This is a genomic window from Oceanisphaera profunda (assembly GCF_002157895.1).
Taxonomy (GTDB): Bacteria; Pseudomonadota; Gammaproteobacteria; order Enterobacterales; family Aeromonadaceae; genus Oceanimonas; species Oceanimonas profunda.
Window position 1 is genome coordinate 577621 of the sequence record NZ_CP021377.1, and the last position, 23038, is coordinate 600658.

At 50.2% G+C, this 23038-nt stretch carries 19 protein-coding genes, 1 other RNA gene and 2 pseudogenes; 8 read left to right on the plus strand and 14 right to left on the minus strand.

The genetic code is table 11. The annotated features are described in order from the left end of the window. Window positions 1–27: 27 nt before the first annotated feature. The 10 genes and pseudogenes from CBP31_RS02550 to CBP31_RS02595 form a co-directional block, all read right to left on the minus strand. Window positions 28–270 (minus strand): hypothetical protein, encoded by a 243-nt coding sequence (locus CBP31_RS02550; RefSeq protein ID WP_087034735.1) that lies wholly within the window; start codon window positions 268–270, stop codon window positions 28–30. Window positions 271–273: 3 nt separating this feature from the next. Continuing rightward, entirely contained in the window at window positions 274–669 is a 396-nt protein-coding gene (locus tag CBP31_RS02555) for a phage holin family protein (RefSeq protein ID WP_087034736.1), read from the minus strand. 155 nt (window positions 670–824) lie between these two features. Next, on the minus strand, window positions 825–1142 hold the full coding sequence (locus tag CBP31_RS02560; RefSeq protein ID WP_087034737.1) for a DUF883 family protein: 318 nt from the start codon (window positions 1140–1142) through the stop codon (window positions 825–827). A gap of 190 nt (window positions 1143–1332) precedes the next feature. Continuing rightward, window positions 1333–1962, minus strand: coding sequence for a TIGR04219 family outer membrane beta-barrel protein (locus tag CBP31_RS02565; protein ID WP_161492499.1), 630 nt, complete (start codon window positions 1960–1962; stop codon window positions 1333–1335). A 213-nt stretch (window positions 1963–2175) separates the two neighbouring features. Continuing rightward, a complete protein-coding gene (gcvP, locus tag CBP31_RS02570) occupies window positions 2176–5064 on the minus strand; it encodes an aminomethyl-transferring glycine dehydrogenase (protein ID WP_087034739.1) in 2889 nt (962 codons plus the stop codon). A 652-nt stretch (window positions 5065–5716) separates the two neighbouring features. Further along, complete coding sequence (gene gcvH, locus CBP31_RS02575) at window positions 5717–6106, minus strand: glycine cleavage system protein GcvH (protein WP_087034740.1); 390 nt, start codon at window positions 6104–6106, stop codon at window positions 5717–5719. Window positions 6107–6479: 373 nt separating this feature from the next. Next, window positions 6480–7583: a glycine cleavage system aminomethyltransferase GcvT gene (gcvT, locus tag CBP31_RS02580; protein ID WP_087034741.1), complete on the minus strand. Its 1104-nt coding sequence runs from the start codon at window positions 7581–7583 to the stop codon at window positions 6480–6482. Window positions 7584–7915: 332 nt separating this feature from the next. Beyond that, a pseudogene (locus CBP31_RS02585) lies at window positions 7916–9153 on the minus strand (FAD-dependent monooxygenase). A gap of 4 nt (window positions 9154–9157) precedes the next feature. After that, complete coding sequence (ubiH, locus tag CBP31_RS02590; protein WP_087034742.1) at window positions 9158–10357, minus strand: 2-octaprenyl-6-methoxyphenyl hydroxylase; 1200 nt, start codon at window positions 10355–10357, stop codon at window positions 9158–9160. A gap of 60 nt (window positions 10358–10417) precedes the next feature. After that, window positions 10418–10987, minus strand: coding sequence for a UPF0149 family protein (locus CBP31_RS02595; RefSeq protein ID WP_227875111.1), 570 nt, complete (start codon window positions 10985–10987; stop codon window positions 10418–10420). Window positions 10988–11136: 149 nt separating this feature from the next. On the opposite strand from CBP31_RS02595, the gene zapA reads away from it, so the two are divergent. The 5 genes and pseudogenes from zapA (at window position 11137) to rpiA (ending at window position 13762) form a co-directional block, all read left to right on the plus strand. After that, on the plus strand, window positions 11137–11436 hold the full coding sequence (gene zapA / locus CBP31_RS02600; protein WP_087034744.1) for a cell division protein ZapA: 300 nt from the start codon (window positions 11137–11139) through the stop codon (window positions 11434–11436). A gap of 107 nt (window positions 11437–11543) precedes the next feature. After that, window positions 11544–11726, plus strand: a non-coding RNA gene (gene ssrS, locus CBP31_RS02605) — 6S RNA. A gap of 110 nt (window positions 11727–11836) precedes the next feature. After that, a complete protein-coding gene (locus CBP31_RS02610) occupies window positions 11837–12076 on the plus strand; it encodes a VF530 family protein (protein ID WP_087034745.1) in 240 nt (79 codons plus the stop codon). Window positions 12077–12115: 39 nt separating this feature from the next. Beyond that, window positions 12116–12694: a 5-formyltetrahydrofolate cyclo-ligase gene (locus CBP31_RS02615; protein ID WP_087034746.1), complete on the plus strand. Its 579-nt coding sequence runs from the start codon at window positions 12116–12118 to the stop codon at window positions 12692–12694. Between the two features lie 409 nt (window positions 12695–13103). Beyond that, window positions 13104–13762: pseudogene (gene rpiA / locus CBP31_RS02620) on the plus strand (ribose-5-phosphate isomerase RpiA). 182 nt (window positions 13763–13944) lie between these two features. Here the strand turns inward: rpiA and modC are convergent. From modC to modA, 3 genes are all read right to left on the minus strand, one after another. Continuing rightward, complete coding sequence (gene modC, locus CBP31_RS02625) at window positions 13945–15069, minus strand: molybdenum ABC transporter ATP-binding protein (RefSeq protein ID WP_087034747.1); 1125 nt, start codon at window positions 15067–15069, stop codon at window positions 13945–13947. After that, complete coding sequence (gene modB, locus CBP31_RS02630) at window positions 15066–15743, minus strand: molybdate ABC transporter permease subunit (RefSeq protein ID WP_227875188.1); 678 nt, start codon at window positions 15741–15743, stop codon at window positions 15066–15068. The genes modC and modB overlap by 4 nt, the downstream gene beginning before the upstream one ends. A gap of 137 nt (window positions 15744–15880) precedes the next feature. Beyond that, the gene (gene modA / locus CBP31_RS02635; RefSeq protein WP_087034749.1) at window positions 15881–16672 is read right to left on the minus strand and encodes a molybdate ABC transporter substrate-binding protein; all 792 of its coding nucleotides are present in this window, start codon (window positions 16670–16672) and stop codon (window positions 15881–15883) included. A gap of 166 nt (window positions 16673–16838) precedes the next feature. On the opposite strand from modA, the gene CBP31_RS02640 reads away from it, so the two are divergent. Then, window positions 16839–17663: a TOBE domain-containing protein gene (locus CBP31_RS02640; protein ID WP_087034750.1), complete on the plus strand. Its 825-nt coding sequence runs from the start codon at window positions 16839–16841 to the stop codon at window positions 17661–17663. A 108-nt stretch (window positions 17664–17771) separates the two neighbouring features. On the opposite strand, the gene acnA is transcribed toward CBP31_RS02640, so the two are convergent. Next, on the minus strand, window positions 17772–20522 hold the full coding sequence (acnA, locus tag CBP31_RS02645; protein WP_322348431.1) for an aconitate hydratase AcnA: 2751 nt from the start codon (window positions 20520–20522) through the stop codon (window positions 17772–17774). A 588-nt stretch (window positions 20523–21110) separates the two neighbouring features. Here acnA and rimK point away from each other — a divergent pair. Both rimK and CBP31_RS02660 read left to right on the plus strand, forming a co-directional pair. Then, window positions 21111–22013, plus strand: a complete 903-nt coding sequence (rimK, locus tag CBP31_RS02655) for a 30S ribosomal protein S6--L-glutamate ligase (RefSeq protein ID WP_087034752.1) — start codon at window positions 21111–21113, stop codon at window positions 22011–22013. Beyond that, window positions 22013–23032: a succinylglutamate desuccinylase/aspartoacylase family protein gene (locus CBP31_RS02660; RefSeq protein WP_087034753.1), complete on the plus strand. Its 1020-nt coding sequence runs from the start codon at window positions 22013–22015 to the stop codon at window positions 23030–23032. The genes rimK and CBP31_RS02660 overlap by 1 nt, the downstream gene beginning before the upstream one ends. Window positions 23033–23038: the final 6 nt, after the last annotated feature.

Consider the following 23038-nt stretch of genomic DNA (forward strand, 5'->3'; position numbering starts at 1 on the left):
AGCGCCGAGCACTCAGCGCTGTTTTATTTAGAAGCGTAAGTAAAGCAGCGCTAATAGTCCCGCGCCCAAGATAAACTTATTGCGTACTTTATGGGGCATATTGGCTAAGCGCCACAGTAGGCCTGCCTTTGGTAAACTACTGACGATACCCCAAATATCATGCTCCGATGCCTCTTGTTGGCGACGCATTTGGTTACTCAATAACTTTAAGCGCAAAGCCTCGGCTTTCAGTTGCAGTAATTTTTGTTCTTCTTGCAAAGAAGGATGCATGATTTACTCCTTTAAAGACCAATCGGTCATGGTCTTTTTGCCTTGTACGTAGGCTACATCTTCTTGTAGGTCTTGCAGCGTGTCGGCAAAAAACCGTCTTTGGTGCGCCAAATTACGCGCTATGCTCCAAAATATGCTCAGCATAATAATAAATAACAGTGCCGCTAAACCAAAAAACACCCAAACTTTTTGTTGTGGGCTTAACACCACATTTAAGCCAAATAACAGACTAATATAAGCCATAAAAAACAGCATAATGGCACCCAACGCCAGTATGCCTAACCGCACCATGCGCTCTTTTTGCGCCACAAACTCAATACGAGCTAATTTAAAACGCACAAATAAGAGTTCAGTCGCAGTCTGTACTAGCTCCTTTAACGAATTTATTTGGCCGCTCATCAATATACCGCCCTCTGCATGGCTTGCCCTCGAAAACCCAGTTAGGGTTACTCAAGGGCAAGTGAAGCTGTATTATTTATTTAGTAACCTTAGCAATTAAGCTTAACAATCAAGTCGAATAGATGGCCTGACGTCAGCTTAATAGTGAGTTATTGTTAACGCCCACAACGGCTTAGGAAGGCACCAAGCAACAATCCGGCGACTGCGGCCACACCCATCGCATGGTAGGGTTTTTCATGGACCCAATCATTGGTATTAGAGGCGGCTGCACGGGTTTTCTCAACCACATTGCTTTCAAGATGTGCGTATTGTTCTTGCGCTTTGGTCAGCTGGGCTTTTAATTTTTCTTTTAAAATCTTGCCTTCTTGAGTGCCATCATCTACTGCAGCTTTATATAACACTTCAGCATCTTTTAGCACTTGCTTGACGTCATCCATTAATACCGCTCTTTCTGTTTCATATCTCTGGCTCATAGGGCCTCCTGATGGTGAAGAGTAAAAATCAGTTTTAATAAAAAGTGTCGCTCATTTACCTTATCCACTAACGGCAATATTTGCCAGCTTGTTAATGAAATTATTATCTCGCTAAGACTGTTTCTGTCATCACGATGATTATTCTACAAAAGGCTAACTTAAGTTAGCCTTGTTAACAGATTCGTTAATCTTAGAAGCGGGCGTCTACACCTAACATCCAACCGTCTGATTCAAACTTTAAATCATTGTTAGCTAACGCATTCTCAAAGGTAACATTGGTCATGGCATAACCGGCGCGCACACCTAGCTCTATGGGTAATTCAATCGCCCAGCGCACGCCAACGCGGGCTTCTTCGCCGGTTACATCTTCCCAGCCAAGCACTTTAGCATCAGCAAACAGCGAGAAATTGGTCACCGGCAGCATCACTTCCGTGGCCACATACGCATGTGGGCTACCTTGGCTGCTCACACTGCTACCCACTTCGATATCTGAATAACGGCTGTAACCGGCACCCACATCCAATGACAGCAAGCTATTATCCAATAGCTCATAATAAGCAGTGACAGAAGACTGCTCGAAACCAAAATCGTCAGCGCCGTGGGTGGAATACTCCACTAATGCATTAGGGATCAAGGGAATAAAGTGCTCAAACGCTGCGTAAGCATGGTAGTTATCTTGATGCTCGTTGGCAGTAGTACCGTCCACTTTTAGATCGGAATACACATAGTCCACGCCCACTTTAGCGCCCAACACGTCCGCAGCCACAGGAGCAGAAACGGCAAATACAGCAGCGCAGGCCAAAAAGACAGATTTTTTCACTAAATTACCCTCAAGAATAATTAGCACTCGATATTAAATGCCAAAGGACTCATAAATCTCTGGTATTGCAGCATAAAAGGCTATCGACACCAAGCTTATTACCCGATTTAGAGTCTAGAGCACGCCCAAACTGGGCGTCACTGGCCTGACCGTAAGCCAGATACCCCCGAGCGTGGGAGCCGCTAAGATAAGTATTAGGCTTATTTAAGCTGATTATTGATAGGCGTCTAACGGTAAACAGCTGCAGAATAAATTGCGATCTCCATACACATCATCGATACGATTAACACTTGGCCAAAACTTGGCTCGCCGTACTTCTGGAGTAGGAAAAGCGGCTTGCTCGCGACTATAAGCGTGCTGCCAGTCGGCAACCAGTACATCGTCTTGGGTATGCGGCGCATTCACTAAGGGATTGTCAGCCAAAGTCCAATGCCCGGTTTCAACGAGGCGAATTTCTTGACGGATCTGCTTCATGGCCGCAATAAAGCGATCAATCTCGGCTTTAGACTCTGACTCGGTCGGCTCTATCATTAAGGTGCCCGCCACCGGAAAGCTCATGGTCGGCGCATGAAAGCCAAAGTCGTTTAAGCGCTTGGCAATATCTAACTCACTAATACCACTGCTGCCTTTTAAGGGCCGCACATCCACTATGCACTCGTGGGCCACTCTATTATTACGCCCCGTATAGAGAATAGAGTAATCCTCGGCTAAGCAGGTCATTAAGTAATTGGCGTTCAGAATGGCCACTTGTGAGGCGCGCTTTAGGCCCTCATCACCGAGCAAGGCCATGTACATCCAACTAATAGTCAAGATGCTGGCCGAGCCAAAGGGTGCTGCGGACACGGCGCCATTATCACGACTCTCGGCCGTGGTTTTTATCAGCGTATGGCCAGCAACAAAAGGCGCCAGATGCGCCTTAACGCCAATCGGCCCCATGCCAGGACCACCGCCGCCATGAGGAATGGCAAAGGTTTTGTGCAGATTAAGGTGCGAGACATCGGCGCCAATAAAGCCCGGTGAAGTCAGGCCTACTTGCGCGTTCATATTGGCGCCATCCATATACACTTGGCCGCCATGCTGATGAATAAGCGCGCAAATCTCCCGAATGTTTTCTTCATATACGCCGTGCGTCGAGGGATAGGTGATCATGATGCAAGATAACTGCTCACCCGCCTCAGCAGCCTTAGCTTTAAGATCGCTCACGTCCACGTTGCCTTGTTTATCACAGGCCACCACTATCACTTTCATGCTAGCCATTTGCGCGGACGCGGGGTTAGTGCCGTGCGCCGAGCTTGGGATCAAGCAAATATCGCGCTGCGTCTCGCCTTGAGACGCATGGTATTTCTTAATGGCTAATAGGCCTGCATATTCCCCTTGCGCGCCTGAGTTAGGTTGCAGGCACACTGCATCGTAACCGGTGATGTTTGCTAGCCACTCACTGAGCTCACTCAAGATCTGCTGATACCCCTGAGTTTGATTTAAGGGCGCAAACGGATGTAACTGATTAAGCTCAGGCCAACCAATGGGCACCATTTCAGCAGTGGCATTAAGCTTCATGGTGCAGGAGCCCAGCGCTATCATGCTGGTGTTGAGCGCCAGATCTTTCATTTCCAACTGATGGATATAACGCAGCATCTCGGTTTCCGAATGATAACGGTTAAACACCGGATGACTTAAAATTGCGCTAGTGCGCTGCAGCTCCGCGGGGATAGCAGAGCTTGAGCTGAGCGATATTTGGCTATCTAGCTCACTGATATCCAGCCCGTGCCCTTCCCCTAAGAAAATCGTAAACAGCTGCTGCACCTCTTCTCGGCGGGTGGTTTCTGACAGCGATACCCCAAGTGCGGCGTCTAAGTCGGTGCGCAAGTTCACGCCGGCGGCTTCGGCCCGCCCTATGATGGCGTCTTTTTCAGCCTTGGTCGTTAATATGGTCAGCGTATCAAACCAAGTATCGTGTTTCAGGGTGAGCCCCTGCTGCGTTAAGCCCAGCGCTAAAATACTGGTCAATCTATGTACGCGCTCGGCAATGCGCTTTAGGCCTTTTGGGCCATGATAAACCACATAAAAGCTCGACATATTGGCCAGCAACACTTGAGCGGTACAAATATTGGAATTGGCCTTTTCGCGGCGAATATGTTGCTCACGGGTTTGCATCGCCATGCGCAGCGCCGGTTTACCTCGGCTGTCTTTGGACACACCAATAATGCGCCCCGGTAACGAACGCTTGTACTGATCGCGAGTAGCAAAAAAAGCCGCATGGGGCCCGCCGTAGCCCATAGGTACCCCAAAGCGCTGGGCGTTACCCAGCACTACATCGGCCCCTAACTCACCGGGTGGCGTCAGTAACACTAGCGATAAGATATCTGCTGCCACACACGCAATGCCCTGCTTTGCTTGCACATGGCTGATGAACGGACTGAGGTTTTGGATTTCGCCACTGGTAGCAGGATACTGAAACAGGGCACCAAATACCGACTGCTCCAATACCGCCTCAATGGGTGCCACTAAGATTTCAAAACCATAATGCGCGGCGCGCTCTTGCACCACATCTATGGTTTGCGGATGCACATCGGCGGCGATAAAAAACAGATTCGAGGCTTTGTTTTTACTGACCCGCTTGGCTAAGGCCATGGCTTCGGCCGCAGCCGTGGCTTCATCAAGCAAGGAGGCGCTGGCTAAATCTAAGCCCGTGAGGTCTTGAGTTAATTGCTGAAAATTAAGCAGTGCCTCTAGTCGCCCTTGGGCAATCTCTGGTTGATACGGCGTATAAGCCGTATACCAGCCGGGGTTTTCCAGCACATTACGCTGGATAACTAGCGGCACATGCGTATCGTGATAGCCCATGCCAATGTAGCTTTTATACACTCGGTTTTGCTGGGCTAAGGACTTTAAATACGCTAACGCCTCCACCTCGGTACGGCTGTCGCCAATGCCTAACGGCTGCTGATTAATGATGTTGCTAGGCAGCGTTTGGGTGATTAAATCGTCGAGCGACGCGGCACCCACCGCAGCAAGCATAGCGGCAACATCCTGCACTCTGGGTCCGATATGGCGGCGAATAAAAGCATTGTGCTGTTCAAGTTCAAACAAAGACGGCTGCATAGCGTTACCTTCCTTTGGACTGTTTAATCAAGACTGGGAGTCTCAGACTCTTACTGCAACAAATGGGCTACACCACGGACAGGGTACGGCCAAGTAATGTGTGGATCGGGTTATCAAGCCCAGAACGGTCGCATGAATTCGCCCCTACAAAAGGCCTGAGCCCAACCCTCACCTTGGTCATCGCGATGAGTGCAACGACGCGGCAATCCAAAGTTATGTACCGCGCCGTGGTAGCATGGATTGCCGCGCTACGCTCGGAAGACGGAGTAAGAGCGCATCACAACAGAGCGCAAAGCGGCGTAAAGCTAACGCGAAATCTTGACGCCCAACAGAGTATCTACACTCAGGATAAACCCACTCTAATACCATTCTGTAAAACTAGCTGATCAGTATTATCACTCTTAGTGAATACAACTCCTAAAGTCAGGCTGGACGGTGTTTTGTAGTCTAGCGCTTCAGCTGCTAGTCTCGTCTCAGCGGGAATGTGTAAAGCCTTCTTGCTTTGCAAGACCCACAGCTGAAGCGTGGGACTACAAGGTCGGCACTTATCTTTGTGATTAGCTTAAACAGGCCACTTCTTTACTTAGATTGGTATAACTATAGATGCTCAGCCATTGAGCCAAAAAAAGCCCCCATAACTGGAGGCTAATGCTTATTCTTCGTCGATGGCGCTTTGATAATCGGTGGCGCTGAGTAACTCTTCTAAGTCAGTCTCATCAGTGAGCTTCACGCGAAACAGCCAGCCGTCACCGTAAGGGTCTGAGTTAATCAGCTCTGGACTGTCTTCCAGCTCTTCATTGATGGCAATCACTTCCCCACTGACCGGCGCATAAATATCGGAAGCGGCCTTTACTGACTCCACCACCGCGCACTCTTCACTGGCGTCTAAGTTGCGCCCTACTTCAGGTAACTCAACAAACACCATATCACCCAATAAATCTTGGGCATGCTCAGAAATACCGATCACCACTTCACCATTTTCTTCTACTCGTACCCACTCGTGGGTAGGGGCATATTTCAGTTCACTGGGGAGATTGCTCATCTGTTGCTTCCTCTTAATACAGGTACTTATACTTAAAGTAATTAGGCTTAAAGCACTTAGATTTAAAATACATAGCTTTAAAGTACATCAGTTCAAACTTAATCTAAATAGGGTCTGTTGACCTTTCGCGGTTGAATTTTGTTCGAGTTAAACGCATTTTTATCGCGGCGAGTGGGGTGTAGCTTAGTCGTTCTAAGCAAACTCCCACTCAACAAAGAGAAAAACGCGTTTAGCCGAACCCGAAGGGCAGCATTTGTGGTGCCTTTCTACGGCGTTATCGCTTATTTATGGAGAATGCTCCATGGCACAAGCAATGCCTTGTATGAAGCCCCCACAAATTGCTGCAAAGATCATCTCGAAAGGTCAACAGACCCTAAATAGTATCCACCGCTTTACCCAACCGCACAAAAGGCGGCTTGACCACTACCACCGGCTGCCATTTGTTACGCATTTCAACTTGCGCTTCATGGCCAATGGATCCCGAGACTCGCGCCAGCGCAATGCTGTGGCCCAGTGTAGGAGAAAAACTGCCGGAGGTAATAACGCCCTCTTGCATTTGCCCTGTCTCATCTGCAAAACGCACCGCAGCACCGGTGCGCAATACGCCCTTTTCTTTTAACATCAGCCCCACTAACTTAGGATACTGGGCGGCGACTTTTTGCGCCGTAATGGCGGCACGGCCAATAAATTCACGATCCACTGGCTCCCACGCCACTGTCCAGCCCATGTTGGCTTCCAGTGGTGTGACAGACTCGTCCATATCTTGACCATATAAGTTCATGCCCGCTTCTAAGCGCAGCGTATCTCGCGCCCCTAAGCCACAAGGTTTAACGCCCACCGCTAACAAGGCATCCCAGAGCGCGGCGGCGTGGCTATCCTGCACAATAATTTCATAGCCTTCTTCACCTGTATAGCCGGTGGTGGCAATAAATAAGTCACCACTTTGTACGCCATAAAAAGGCTTTGCCCCTGCAATAGCGGCGTTTTGTTCTGCGTTAAATACCTGACCAGCTTGAGCCTTAGCCGCTGGCCCTTGCACGGCTATCATGGCTAGCTCGGGGCGCGCTTTCACCGCGACGTCAAAGCCTGCTGCTTGTTGTTTAATCCAAGCTAAGTCTTGGTCGCGAGTGGCAGAGTTTGCGATCAAACGATAATAATCGTCGGCAAAATAATAGGTGATCAGGTCGTCAAGCACACCGCCCTGTTCATTTAACATAGCACTGTAGATCGCGCGGCCTGGCTCAGTCATGCGCGCCACATCGTTGGCTAACAGTCGTTGTAAAAACGGCTTGGCCTCGTGGCCAGTGATATCAATAATGGTCATATGGGAAACATCAAACATGCCGGCGCTGGTGCGCACTGTATGATGCTCTTCTAGCTGAGAGGCATATTGAATGGGCATTTCCCAACCGTGAAAGTCCACCATTTTGGCACCGGCGGCCAAATGTTGGGGATACAAAGCTGTGTGCTGAGTCATCACTGCGCTTCCTTTTTCTTGGGGCAGGCTTAATAAGCGAGTCTCTGCTGTTTTATCACCGCTTTAACAGCATCATATTTGGCTATATGCCAGCCCAAGTGGATAAAACCGCACCGATGGTAAATCACCGGCTTGATTTAGCTTTGATTACTAGAGTCTGTTGACGAGAAAAGAATAGACGATAATTTTTAATGTGCCGTTAATGGCTCGATTCTTTAGGACAAATAGGTGGCTGTAGCAGCCGATGTGAATTATCGGTTATCAGTCATCGGCTGCTAGTTATAGGCTGTAAGTTATAGATTATATGGGCCCTTGGTTGCCGCGTTAAGCCATTAGCGGCGCTGTGTTACCGAAGGCTCTGACAATACAACGTCTGGGCGAGATAACTGGGGCTGCAAACCACCGGTGCCCAGCGCATGGGCGGCTAACTGTCGCTTAAGCGGAGTCAACTTGTCCGTTAGATTAAGCCCCAAGCCACGCAAGCGCCGTAATAAGGGATGGCCATTGCCAAACAATCGCTTCAGCCCTTCCATCGCCGCTAATAAGGTCACGGCTTCGGCTTTACGCCAGCGCTCAAAGGCTTTCAGCTCGCTGTGCGCACCTATGTCGCGGCCTTGTTGCTGTAACTCAGTCAAGGTTTGGGCCAAAGCCGCCGCATCTTGTAACCCTAAATTCACCCCCTGCCCTGCTAATGGATGCACCGTATGCGCCGCATCACCAATCAACACCCAACGTGGGCCACAAAACTGCTGGCTATAACGGGCTGTTAATGGGATCGCCATGCGTGGGCCCAGTACTTGGCAAGGGCCTAAGCGAAAATCAAAGGCATGGGCGACAGCCTGATTAAAGTCGGTGTCTGATAACGCCGCGCGCGCGCGCGCCTGCTCGGGGGGCACGACCACACAATGGAGCACTGATGCGCATCGGCCAGGGGTAAAAACGCCAAAATATCCTTACCACGAAAGATTTGCCGTGCGGTTTGTTGATGGGGCTCAGTGGTCTGCAATGTGGCCACTAATGCATGGTGATCGTAATCCCACTCCACCATGCCCGGCTGTAACTGGTCGCGCAGCCAAGAGCGCGCGCCATCGGCTCCCACTAGTAAGCGTCCCGTAATGGGCACTCCATTATCAAGCAACACAAAAGCACCTTGCTCACTCACCGACACCGTATTGGCACGCGCGGCGTAAAACTCAATATGCGGGCTACGACGCACTTGAGCCAGCAGGCTCAGTTGCAACAGTCGGTTTTCAACAATGTGCCCTAAATGAGGTTGATGCATCAGACCGGCAGAAAATTCAATCTGCGCCGCTGTGTCTGCTTCCCACACTTGCATTGCAGTATAAGGGCCTAAGCGGCAGGTATCACTGGGCCACGCTTGCAGACGGGTGAGCAATGTTTGTGAGGCCAAATTAATGGCACTGACGCGGTTTTCTGGAATATCCGGCAACTGCTCGTCTGGCAGCTGGCTTTCTATTATCGCCACCTTTAAGCCGCTGTGCTCTAAGGCCAAGGCCTGCGTTAAGCCCACTATGCCACCGCCAATAATGATCACATCTGTTGCTTGCATGCGGTTACCTCTTGCCCATGGCCCGCCAGGCCAATTTACTTTTCAAAGAAGTGCAGGCTGCGATGGTCATCAGCCCCAGATTACGCCCCGTTGCTAACAAGGGATCCCGATTTGAAAACAATAACGCCAACGCCGAAGTCATGCCCACCAGCTCCGCTTGATCCGCCAAACGCGACTGGCCATAATCACTGAGCACAGCATGCGCTCCTAAGTCGCTCACCCGTCCCCCCTGAGACACTTCTTGTTTCAATGCGGCAATTAAGGCTGCTACGTCACGCAAACCAAGATTAAAACCCTGCCCAGCAATGGGGTGTAATAAATGCGCCGCATTACCAATCAGCACCACCCTATGATGCCAAGGACGACGCACTTCATTAAGGTGCAGCGGGTAACAACTGCGCTGACCGCTGCGGGTAATTTTGCCTAGACGATAACCAAACTCTTGCTGCAGGGCTAACATAAAGCTCGGTTCGTCCAAGCTCATCAATTCGCCCGCACGCGCCGGCGACACACACCACACCAGTGAGCTGCGCCCTGCACTCATCGGCAATAAAGCCAGCGGACCTTGAGCCGTAAAACGCTCAAAGGCGCGACCTTGATGAGGCAGTTGGGTTTGCACATTGGCAATAATGGCACTTTGTTGGTAATCAAACTGGCGCCGCTCCAGCTTAAGCTGGCTGGCGACGACTGAATGGCTACCATCGGCGCCCACTAATAGCTGAGTGCTGAGCACTCGGCCATCTTGCAGTGTCAGTTGCACCTGACTACTGTGCTGTAACCAGGTGTGGATTTTTGCGGGACACAACAAGTCGATATGCGGATTATGTTGCAACTGCTGATATAAACGCAGGCCCACCGGATGCAGCTCTACCACATAGCCTAAAGCAGGCAACCGATAATCCGTGGCGCTCAGGTTCAATTGCCCCAAGTGACCTTGGTCGGTAACTTGAATGGCATTGATAGGGGTTGCCAAATCATCCAGTAACGACCACAAGCCTAATTGCTCTAATAGCTCTCGGCTGTGACCGGCCAGCGCAATGCTGCGGGCATCAAAACCCGAATGGTGATCGAGGCTCGGACTGGCATGCTCAATCACGGCGATACGCAGTGGCTGGCCACCGGCTCGGCTAAGCGAGCTTAACCCTAACGCCAATACGGCACCGGCCATACCGCCGCCATTAATTACCACATCATAATGAGTCATTAGGCTAGACTATGGTTAATGAGTGAAGGGTTGGTGAGCGAATGCTTGCTTAGTCATTGCTTAATGGATTGTTGGTCGCTTCGTTTGAGAATGGCCATTGCCAAACTCTTCAAAGGCGAGGATAGCGCCCAGCTTTAAATGTTCGTACAGCACCACAAACGCGGTTTCGCTTTCTTCGTCTTCTTGGTCAAAGTCGCTGGAGACTTGAGTAATGCTACTAATGTCTTGGATCATTTCCTGTAGTTCTTCCGAGGCCTTATTTAGTTCTTGCTGCACTACGCCAAAGCCAGCTAAGAAAGCCGCAGACCATTCCATCATGGCATCAAGGCGCTCATCGAGTGACTCTTCATCGCAGGGCAGTAGCAACTCAAAACTAGTTTGATTAAGCAGCTCGTCAGCAACACGAGAAAACAGTAAATTAACGGCTTTTTGCACTTCACTTGGCAGCGCAAAGTCATCGTTGAGTAGGCCATTGAAGTGCTGCTGCCAACGAATGTCGTTTTGCGCAAGGCCACCGCAAATTAAGCCACAAACAACGCCATGGACTTCGGCGGCGGTCACCACCATGTTGTGATGCTCTAAAAGGCGGGTGAAAGCGTCGTAGTTGAGTCGGGCTTTGTCGTTCATCATTTACTCAATTGGTGAAAATGTGGGGAATATTGGTCCAGATCCTAGCATTCTGATCCCACTCAAGCCAGTCACCACTTGAAACTTATGGTGTGGCGCTATATAGTCGCCAGAATTTCATCGCCTTCTGCAAATAGCCATCTGAGGATTACATGACCACAGCGGCAATAGATATTGTTATTCTGGGGCGACCTTATAAGGTTGCTTGTCCTGCTGGGCAAGAAGTTGCATTGCAGCGGGCAGCGGAGACGCTTAATGAGCGGATTCGTAATTTTAAGCAAAGCGGCAAGGCGGGCTCTAACGAGCAAATCGCCATTATGCTGGCTTTAAATATCAGCCATGAGCTGGAGCTTGAGAAAGATAAAAACTACCAATATGCTGACGCCATGGACAAGCGCATTAAGATGCTGCAGCATACTATCGAAGAAGCCTTGGCCAACAAAGTGGGTTAACACCACCACAAAGTAGGCTAAGATCAAAGGTAAATAAAATTGTTTCCCTAGGGTCGAAATCAGATTTTAATGCTGGTATTCTGTCCCTAGATTAGTAAAAAGTTTCGCTTTCCCTGGGGTGTTTGTCAGTAGGGTGACGTCCCTGAGCCGATATTAACAGCAAAGGAAAGCCGTGTTGTTTACTATTGTGCATGCTCGGCCCGACCGAGAAGCCTGCGGTAGATACCGGAGTTCCGCCTTGAACCTCTCGGTTCAAGGACTCACACCCGCAACGGCACCTTGGGGATCCTAAATTTAGCCACTGACTTTCTATAATTTAAGTCAGCTCTGGCCTCCCTCCTCTGTAAATCCTGTTACAATCAGCACGTTTTCTTAGACTTCAATAACAGGTTATTCATGCATGACTGAACAACTCAATAACCCTCTGCACGGCCTCACTCTCAAAACCATCGTCACTGAACTGGTCGAACGTTTAGGCTGGCAAGAATTGGCGCGCCGCGTCAATATCAACTGTTTTAAAAGTGATCCCAGCATTAAATCCAGCCTCACCTTCTTGCGCCGTACCCCTTGGGCACGTGCCGAGGTGGAAGCGCTCTATGTGGAACTTATTACTGGCCCTTGGGGTAAGTCTAAGCCTTAACCTGTAAAGGCCTGATAAATACCGGTAAGGGATTGATACGTGACTGAGAGACACCAAATTCGCCAAGCCATACGCCACACTCGACGCCAGTTAACTCAGGCCGAGCAAACCAGCGCTGCTCATCAGCTAGTTCAGCAAGTGGCCAACACACAGCACTTAGCGCAGGCCAAGGCGGTGGCCCTATATTTGGCCAATGACGGTGAGCTGGATCCCTTGCCATTAATTAACTGGTATTGGGCGCAAGGTTGCCAAGTGTGCTTGCCGGTGCTGCACCCGTTTTGCCCGGGGCATTTGTTATTTCTCCGCTTTCAGCCCGACACCCCCATGCAGGTTAATATCTTAGGTATCCTTGAGCCTAAGCTAGATATTCGCTTAATAGTGCCCAAGCCGCAGTTAGATATTATCTATACGCCCTTGGTTGCCTTCGATGCTCAGGGTAATCGCTTGGGCATGGGTGGTGGCTTTTATGACCGCACGCTCAGTCACACTGCCAATTTAGGCCCCCAGCCTGTGGGGTTAGCTCACGACTGCCAACAAGTGACCGCCTTGCCCATTGCCAGTTGGGATGTGCCTTTGCCAGAGCTACTCACGCCGACTCAACATTTTCGCTGGCGTTAAGACACCCAGTATCCTGCAGCCTTGGTTCGTGGTGTTTATACCATTCTAAATTTTTGTTTTACTGCGTAAAAGCGGCCTCATCCGTACAACCTATGAATATTGACGCCACTTTTAATTTCGCTCTGGGCTGCCTTTTACTTTCAGATCTGATCACTATTTTTCGTGTTCTTCCGTGCCTCTCGTTACAAAGAAGTGTGGCAAAAAGTTTTAGCCTTTAAATAATTAGAGCGAGCCCCTGAAACGAGTTCAGGATAAAGGCAGCCCCTTTTTGGAGCGAGCTGGCGCATTCTGTATTAAAAGCACGAGGCAAGCCAATCTGGGTTTGCTATCATATGCCCCTCATATTTATCACTCGAGTGCCATAGGCATTGTGCTGGGCGCTAGTTTTAATTTAATAAGAAGCCAATTAATGACACAAGATGAAATGAAAAAAGCCGCCGCCTGGGCTGCGCTGGATTACGTGACGCCTGGCAGTATCGTGGGTGTGGGTACTGGCTCTACCGTAAACCACTTTATTGATGCGCTCGGCTCTATCAAAGATCAAATCAAGGGCGCCGTTTCTAGCTCAGAAGCCTCAACGATTAGACTGAAAGAGCTGGGCATTGAAGTATTTGATCTCAACGACATCAGCGAATTTGACGTCTATGTAGACGGTGCCGATGAAATCGATACCAGCATGGCCATGATCAAAGGCGGTGGTGCGGCATTAACGCGAGAAAAAATCGTGGCTGCCGTGGCCAAGCGCTTTGTCTGCATCGTCGATGAGACTAAAACCGTAGAAGTGATGGGTAAGTTTCCGCTGCCAGTAGAAGTGATCCCCATGGCGCGCGCTTATGTGGCACGCGAGCTGGCAAAGCTTGGCGGCACACCTGTGTATCGTGAAGGTGTGGTGACTGACAACGGCAACCACATTCTCGACGTGCAAAATTTAAGCATTACCACCCCCGCGAGCTAGAAGCCCAGATTAACGCCATCGTCGGCGTGGTGACCAATGGCCTGTTCGCCCAGCGCGGCGCCGATGTGTTAGTGATCGGTATTCCCGATGGCGTGAAGAAATACACTGCTTAATAAAGTGGCAGCGAACCTGCTGCCGCCATGCCGAGTTTATGTAATTGTCATACCGGGCTTGCCCCGGTATCTCGCTCTTTAGTGCGCAGCTCTTCTTGAATGCATAATTTTTCGTTAGTGCGTAACTATTTATTAGCGCACAACTACTTTTAGCAACCGCCCTCTGTTTCTACCATTCGTACTCACACTAACAGCGCCGCTGCTTTGATTAGCGCGTAACAGTTGCTGCCGATTTTAAGATCCAACTGAGCAATAGAATAAGCAGAGAGCTGCGCCGGTATTTGCTCGCCGCCTTTCAAGCTTAAGCGCAACAGCACCCGCCCTTGGCCCATGTCAGTCATACTCAGCACTTGAGCAGGTAACTGATTAACGATAGAAATGCAGGTCACCGGCGCTAACGCCACGCTGACATCACTGGCTAAAATACGCAGCCGCGCCGCACCCATTACAGCTCCCTCATGGCCAGTCAGCCAGATCCGCCCCGCCCCAGCATCACTTAACTCACCAACATCTGCCTCATCAACACCCGTCCCAGAATCACCAGCCCCATAATCAAAAGGTACGCGACCATCAGGCAGGCTTGGGCGCAATTGACCACTGATAATGCCCGCGACTTCATCATCTTTGTATAACAGGCTGTGAGGGCGAGCCAGCGCTTGCTGTAAGCTGTCGTTATGCTTGATTTGACCTTGTTCCATCAGCAATACCCGATCCGCTAAGCGTTCCACTTCTTCAGGTGCATGGGTTACGTAAAATATCGGCACCTTTGCTTGAGCCGACAAATGCTCTAACAAAGGCAGTATTTCGCGTTTCGCTTTACCATCCAATGCAGACAGCGGCTCATCCAGTAATAACAACTCTGGGCTACTCAATAAGGCGCGGCCAATGGCAACCCGCTGACGTTGACCGCCGGATAATTCAGCGGCCCCTTGGGCTAATAACGGCGTTAAGCCCAGCCAGTCGATAATTTGCTCTTTATCATCGCGCCGCAGTGCCTGGGGCAAGCGCCGCCAGCCATATTCTAAATTGCGCTGTACCGATAAATGAGCAAATAAGCTCGCCTCTTGAAACACATAACCCAAGCGGCGTTTGTGAACTGGGACAAATAAGTGTTGATCTTGCCAACATTGTTCGCCTAGCCAAAAGTGCCCGGGACAGCGCTCAAGGCCGGCCATGGCACGTAACAGCGTAGTTTTACCGCAACCCGAGGGGCCAAATAAAGCGGTCACGCCCTGCGCTGGCAATTCAAAGTTAACGTCCAGCGTAAAGCGCGCCCGCTGCACCTTAAAGGCGGCTTTAATGGTCATATCCGCACCACCGCAAAACGTCGATTAAGCGCGTACACCGCCAATAAAATGGTAAACGATAACACTAATAATAAGCCCGATAATACATGCGCCTGTCCGTATTGCAGGGTTTCTACGTGGTCGTAAATGGCGATGGACACCACTTGGGTCACACCCGGCAGATTGCCGCCTATCATCAATACCACGCCAAATTCCCCCAAGGTATGGGCAAAACCCAACACTATGGCGGTTAAAAATCCATTACGCGCTAAAGGCACCACCACCGTAAAAAAGCGGTCCAGCGGTGAGGCGCGCAAAGTGGCCGCCACCTCTAATGGTCGCTGGCCAATGCTGGTAAAGGCCCCCTGCAACGGCTGCACCACAAACGGCAATGAATAAAAAGCCGAGCCTATCACCAGACCGGTAAAACTAAAGGCCAGCGTGCCGCCACCTAAGGCGATGGACGCCTTGCCAAAGATGCCATTAGGGCCCAGCGCCAGCAGCAAATAAAAACCCAACACTACCGGCGGCAATACCAGCGGCAAGGCCACCATGGCTTCGATGGCGGTCTTAAAGCGACTTTGAGTTTGGCTCAACCACCAAGCCAGTGGCATACCAATAATAAGCAGCACCACCACGGTAATGCCGGCCAAGCGCAAGGTGACCAGCAAAGCGGTGATGTCATCTGGAGACAAGGACATCCTTCTTCCTTTTTAGCGAACGAGTGCTGACACATATAAAAATAAAGCCGACGCCATTACGGCGTCGGCCACCAAACGATTATTCTCTACGTGCGGACACTTTGAGTAAAGAACGTTACCCCAAGTCTTTATCATTCGCTAATGCTGTAACCGTAAGACTGGATCACCGCCGCCGCTTCAGGTGAGCGAAGATAATCAAGCAGCTCCCGCGCCGGAGCATTATCTTTTAATAACACCGCCTGCTGCACTATAGGGTCGTACATATCAATCGGTACTTCCCAATAAGAGCCACCCGTGAAAGCATCATCCTTAAACACTTGTGACTTGGCCACAAAGCCTAGCTGCGCGTTCTCGCTGTACACATACTGGTAGGCTTGGCCTATGTTCTCACCGCGTACCATTTTTGGCTGTAGCTGTTCCCAAAAACCTAATTTTTCTAAGGTTTGCTGTGCCGCGCGGCCATAAGGGGCCGTCTTGGGGTTAGCGATGGAAATATGGCTGAATGCTTGTTTTTTTAGCACGTCCTGAGCTTTATCGCTCTGACCTTTAGCAAATTGTCCCTTATCAAGTAGAGCTTCATCCGCACTCCACAGCACTAGCGTACCCAGCGCATAAGTGAAGCGCGTATCGGCGATGGACACCCCTTCTTCATCCAACAGCGTAGGACGCCCTTCATCTGCTGCTAGAAAAACATCATAAGGTGCACCGTTTTTAATCTGCGCATACAGCTTACCGGTCGCCCCCGAGGATACCGACACTTTATGACCACTTTGCTTGCCAAACTCTGCACCCAATTGCTTGATCACGTCAGTAAAATTAGCGGCCACGGCCACACGAATTTCAGCTGCTGACACGGTTGCCGACAACAGTACTGAACAACCGAGCGCCATAACTAATAACGATAAACCCGATGATCTTTTCATCTATTATTCCATCCATTGGTTATATAAAATAATATACATCGTTTACACCTTATCGTTATGTAATTATAAACACAACGAAAACAACTCACGAGAAAGGCCAAGCGAATTATTTGCCGCACCACCTTCGCTTAGCCACAATAGCGCGAGTCTCTTTTAAGGATGGATCATGGATCTGGAAATATTATTGAGCCTGCACAGCCAGCAACAGCTGTTTGTGAACCCCAGACGCATTCGCTTACTGGAGCAAATTCGAAAGCATGGCTCCATTAGCCAAGGCGCTAAGGCCGCAGGCATCAGTTATAAGTCCGCATGGGACGCCATCAAAGACATGAACACCCTAGCCGAGCATCCGGTGCTGAGCAGCGAAACCGGCGGCAAAGGCGGTGGCGGTGCAGCACTAACGCCATATGGCGAGCGATTATTAAAAATTTACGGTTTGCTCACTCAGATAGAGCGCATGGCTGTGAATGCGCTACAAGATGAAAGCACCTCGCTGGATAGTTTGTTGTCGGTAGTAGCGCGATTTTCCTTACAAACCAGTGCCCGCAATCAATTTTTTGCCAAAGTCAGTGCTCTGGATTTCAATGACCTGAGTGGTAAAGTCTGTTTAACCCTGCATGACGACACTTATTTGTACGCCGATATCACTGCCGCTAGCTGTGCACGTTTAGGGTTGGAGGCGGAGAAAGAAGTGTTAGCGCTGATTAAGGCACCATGGATAAGCCTCACCAAAGATCCCCTTCAAGTCCCTAAAGGCGATAATGTATTGGCAGGCATTATTAGCGAAGTATTAGTCGGCGAGGAGTTTGATGAGGTACTGCTGCAATTAGAGATTGGTGAAGCTTTGTGTGCCCAACTGCCCCGCCATAGCGAGCAAACGACAGCCAAAAATCAAGCCACAGCTAACCATCAGAGCATAATTTGGCAGCCAGGCGATTTTGCCTACGCCCATTTTTCACCTGCTCAGATAATTTTAGCCACGTTGGGGTAAGACAGAGCAAAGCTAAAAAGAACAAAAAAGCACCGAGCCTTTAGGTTCGGTGCTTTTAATTTAGTTTTGGGTTTAATTTCTAGCTTACAGCTTAAAACTTATCGCTAGTTATTCCAGCATATGCCTGATCACGTAGTGCAAGATGCCGCCGTGCTGGTAGTAGGTCAGCTCATTGCTGGTATCGATACGACACCGCACTTGGGCTTCTTGGCTACTGCCATCGGTACTCTCAATCACCACAGTTAACGTTTTGCCGGGGTTTAAATCGTTTAAGCCTTTGATGCTTAATAGCTCATCTCCTTTCAAGCCTAGGCTTTCTGCAGTATCGCTGATAAATTCCAGCGGCACCACGCCCATGCCGATCAGGTTAGAGCGGTGAATGCGCTCATAAGATTCAGCAATTACGGCCCGCACCCCAAGTAACAAGGTCCCTTTGGCTGCCCAATCTCGACTGGAGCCAGTGCCGTATTCTTTACCGGCGACCACCACCAAAGGCACGCCTTCGTCTTGATAGCGCATGGCCGCATCATAAATCGAACATTGCTCATTGCTGGGGTAGTGGCGCGTTTCGCCGCCTTCCACATTTTCTAGCATAAGGTTACGAATACGAATATTGCCAAAGGTGCCGCGCATCATGACTTGGTGGTTACCGCGGCGTGAGCCGTAGGAGTTAAAGTCTTTTTCTTCAATGCCTAAAGATTGCAGATAGTGCCCCGCCGGACTGTCGGCCTTAATGCTGCCTGCCGGTGAGATATGGTCGGTAGTAACAGAGTCACCGAGGATGGCCAGTAATCTCGCCCCTTCAATGTCGGCTACTGATTCGGGCGTTTTTTCCATGGTTTGGAAAAACGGCGGATGCTGAATATAGCTAGAGTCTGACTGCCAGTTAAAGGTGGCACTTTGCTCCACTTTAATGGCACGCCAGTGCTCATCACCCTCAAAAACCGCTGCATATTCTTTATGGAACATGTCACTGGTCACTAACTGCACTGCATCGGCAATAGCTTGTTGCGATGGCCAAATATCTTTCAAATAAATCGGCTGACCTTGCGGATCTTTACCCAGCGGCTCTGTGGTGATGTCCACATTCATGCTGCCCGCCAGCGCATAGGCGACCACTAACGGCGGCGAGCCCAACCAGTTGGACTTCACCAAGGGATGAATACGGCCTTCAAAGTTACGGTTACCCGATAATACTGCGGCCACCGTCATATCGTTTTTCTTAATGGCCTCTTCAATTGGATCTGGCAAGGGACCTGAGTTACCAATACAAGTGGTACAGCCGTAGCCGACCAAGTAGAAACCGAGCTGCTCCAGATACGGCATCAGTCCGGCGGCAATTAAATAATCAGTGACCACCTTAGAACCTGGAGCTAATGACGTTTTCACCCAAGGCGCGCGCGTTAAGCCTTTTTCTACCGCCGCTTTAGCTAGCAGACCGGCTGCCATCAACACGCTCGGGTTAGAGGTGTTAGTACAAGAGGTAATGGCGGCAATCACTACTGCCCCCTCTTCCAGCTGATAGTTATTGCCATTCATGCAAAATTGAGCGCTGGTTAATGATTGTTTGACCGCCACTGCGGTTTGGCCGCCTTCGTTTTCTAAGCGCTTCTTTGACTCTGCGCTGGGCTCAACCCTAAGCTCACGGCTTAAACTAAACGCCTGCGGCACTTGCGATAATTCGACTCTGTCTTGCGGGCGTTTGGGGCCCGCTAAACAGGCGGTGACCGTGCTCATATCCAGACTCATGGTGTCGCTGAATGTGGGTTCGTCACCTGCATGGCGCCATAAACCTTGCGCCTTGCTGTAAGCTTCAACCAGCTCAACTTGTTCAGCGCTACGACCGGTCAGCGTTAAGTAACGCAGGGTTTCTTCATCCACTGGGAAGAAACCACAAGTTGCGCCATATTCTGGCGCCATATTGGCGATGGTGGCCCGATCTGCCAATGGCAGAGTGGCCAAACCATCACCGTAGAACTCCACAAACTTGCCCACAACACCGCGATCACGCAGCATTTTTACCACCGTTAAGACTAAGTCGGTGGCGGTAATGCCCTCGCGTAATTGGCCGGTGAGCTTAAAGCCCATCACTTCTGGGATCAGCATAGAAATAGGCTGGCCCAGCATGGCCGCTTCCGCCTCAATGCCGCCCACGCCCCAGCCCAGTATGCCGAGAGCGTTAATCATGGTGGTGTGTGAGTCGGTACCCACTAGGGTGTCTGGGCACACCACCGTATCTGTGCCGACTTGCTGCTGCCAGACCGTTTGGCCTAAGTATTCGAGGTTAACCTGATGGCAAATACCGGTACCCGGTGGCACCACTTTAAAGTTATCAAAGGTTTGCTGGCCCCAGCGTAAAAAGGCATAACGCTCGCCATTACGCGCCATTTCCATGTCGACGTTAGTCTCAAAAGCCTGCTCACTGGCAAAGGTATCCACCATTACCGAGTGGTCAATTACCAAGTCAACCGCCGACAGCGGATTCACCTGCTCGGCTTTGCCGCCTAACCGTTGCACCGCATCGCGCATCGCGGCCAAATCCACCACCGCTGGCACGCCAGTAAAGTCTTGCATTAACACCCGCACTGGGCGAAAGGCAATTTCCCGAGTCGAGCGCGCGTCTTTTAGCCACTCATGCATGGCCTCAATATCTTGGGGGGTGACGGTGTCGCTATCTAAGTTGCGTACCAAATTCTCGGTCAGTACTTTTAGGGACTTGGGTAGTTCAGAAATAGCGTTAGCGTGCTCAAGCTTTGCTAAGCTGTAATAAAGATAAGCATGCTGACCCACGGTCAGCGTGTCCATATAACGTGAGTTAACAGATGAATTATTAGATGCAGTTAGATCAGTAGACATCATTTCCTCCTAGCGATGGAAACGGCTAGCGTTAGTAGCTAGCTCTGTATAACACCATTTAGACACAGTCCCGCAGACAATGAAAGCCCAATGCCTGCGGGGATTTGTTAATATGACTAGGGTCTATTGACCTTTCGAGATGATTTTTGCAGCAGTTTGTGGGGTTTTTATACAAGGCGTCGCTTGTGTCATGGAGTCATTCTCCATAAATAAGCGATAACGCCGTAGAAAGGCGCCACAAATGCTGCCCTTCGGGTTCGGCTAAACGCGTTTTTCTCTTTGTTGAGTGAGAGTTTGCTTAGAATGACTAGGCTATACTCCACTCGCCGCGATAAAAACGCGTTTAACTCGAACAAAACTTAACCGCGAAAGGTCAATAGACCCTAACTTAACCGTAGGCCATTACTGATAAGTTAAGCACCTATTAAAATTTTTTTGTGCCCAGACCCGTTTTTTCTTGATGGCGCTCAGCGCATTGTTAGCGTAAATAGTGCGAATAATTAGCGCAATATAGTGCGAAGCCATCAGGACAGTTAACCGAGCCTGCATTCATAGTTCACCTCACAACGTATAGAGAGCCTCACCACACCCATGAAAATTGCCATTCTGTCTCGCAATGCCTCCCTTTATTCTACCCGTCGCTTACGTGAGGCTGCCGAAGCGCGCGGCCATGAGGTGCGCGTTATTGATGCCCTCAAATGTTATATGAACATCAATGACAATAAGCCCTCTATTCACTACCACGGTAAGGAGCTGGAACAGTTTGACGCCATCATTCCGCGCATTGGTGCCAGTGTGACTTTTTACGGCAGTGCCGTATTGCGCCAGTTTGAAATGATGAACTGCTATTCGCTGAATCACTCGGCTGCCATCAGCCGTTCACGGGATAAACTGCGCTCCTTGCAGCTGTTGTCGGGCCAAGGGGTGGGCATGCCCGTCACCGGCTTTGCTTGCAAACCTGACGATGTGCCGGATCTGATCGATATGGTGGGTGGCGCGCCGCTCGTGATCAAGTTGCTTGAGGGCACGCAGGGCATAGGCGTGGTATTGGCAGAAACTCGCAAGGCCGCAGAGAGCGTGTTAGAAGCTTTTATGGGCTTAAAAGCCAATATCATGGTGCAGGAATTTATTGAAGAAGCCGGTGGTGCTGATATTCGCTGTTTCGTGCTCGGCGATAAAGTGATTGCCGCCATGAAGCGTCAAGCCAAAGAAGGTGAATTTCGCTCTAACTTACACCGCGGCGGTGCCGCCGAACTTATTCGCATTACGCCAGAAGAGCGTAAAACCGCTATCGCTTCCGCTAAGGCCATGGGTTTAAACGTGGCGGGCGTGGATTTATTGCGCTCTAAGCGTGGGCCTTTGGTCATGGAAGTTAACTCCTCACCGGGTTTACAAGGTATTGAAGTGGCCACCGGCAAAGATGTAGCCGATATGATGATCGATTACATTGAAAAGCACAGCCACAAGAAATCCAAAACGCGCGAGCGTGGCTAATGACGGCACCCTTTACGTTAGCGGGTATTGAAGTCGCACCAGGCCAGCGCAAGGTGCTGCAGTTAGCCTTGGCTCAACTGTATACCCAGTCACCATTAACGGTGCCGCTGGAAATTATTCACGGCAAGCACCCCGGTCCCGTGCTGCTGATTTGTGCAGCCATTCATGGCGATGAACTCAACGGCATTGAGATCGTCAATCAAGTGCTGAGCCGGGTCAATCCGGCGCGCTTAAAGGGCACCCTTATCGCCGTGCCGGTAGTAAATGTGTTTGGCTTTATTAATAAGTCGCGCTATTTACCGGATCGTCGCGATTTAAATCGCTGCTTTCCTGGGAGTGAAAAAGGCTCATTAGGCTCGAGAGTGGCGCATTTTTTTGTTGATCAAATCGTCAGTCATTGCTCGCACATCATAGACCTGCACACGGGGGCCATTCACAGAGCTAACCTGCCGCAAATTCGCGCCAAATTAGACTGTGATATTACCCGTAGCATGGCGGAGAGCTTTGGTGCACCGGTAATTTTGGATGCCAGTATTCGCGATGGCTCACTGCGCGCCGTGGCCGAAAGCCGAGATATTCCAGTGATTCTATATGAGGCGGGAGAAGCGCTGCGCTTTGAGCCGGTGGCCATTAAGGCCGGCACCCGTGGCATTTTAAACGTGATGCGTACCTTAGGCATGCTCAAGCCCACGGTAAAAAAAGCACAGATGAACCCTATGATTGCCAAGTCCAGTAACTGGATCCGCGCCGAGCAAGATGGCTTATTGCACCTTAAAGCGCGTTTGGGCGATCGAGTCACTAAAGGTCAATGTCTGGGGACCATTACGGCCCCGTTAAGCGCCGAAGAGCGGGAAGTGATTGCACCTAAGAGCGGCATCGTTATTGGTTGTTTAACCATGCCGTTAGTCAATGAAGGCGACGCGGTATTTCACATTGCCAGTTTTGATGCGGTGAAACAGGCAGAGATGAACGTGGAGCGATTTGTGGATGAAATGGATATTCAGCCGCAGAGTTTTTAAACGGCG